This is a genomic window from Alicyclobacillus hesperidum subsp. aegles, from assembly GCF_027923525.1.
In the GTDB taxonomy this organism is placed as follows: Bacteria; Bacillota; Bacilli; order Alicyclobacillales; family Alicyclobacillaceae; genus Alicyclobacillus; species Alicyclobacillus aegles.
Genome location: NZ_BSBJ01000065.1, coordinates 1 through 269 on the forward strand (window position 1 = coordinate 1; position 269 = coordinate 269).

1 rRNA gene is annotated in these 269 nt (G+C 57.2%); it reads right to left on the reverse strand.

The window, feature by feature from the left end:
• Positions 1–269 (reverse strand): 23S ribosomal RNA (locus QMF38_RS11860); the annotation flags it as partial.

The window sequence follows — 269 nt, forward strand, 5'->3', positions numbered from 1 at the left end:
CGCCAGTGGGTTCGGGCCTCCATGCGGTGTTACCCGCACTTCACCCTGACCAGGGGTAGATCACCCGGTTTCGGGTCGATGACAACAAACTCATTCGCCCTCTTCAGACTCGCTTTCGCTTCGGCTTCGGCTCCCTTGCCTTAACCTCGCTTGTCATCATCACTCGCCGGTTCATTCTACAAAAGGCACGCCGTCACACCTCTCGGTGCTCCGACTGCTTGTAAGCACACGGTTTCAGGTTCTCTTTCACTCCGCTCCCGCGGTTCTTT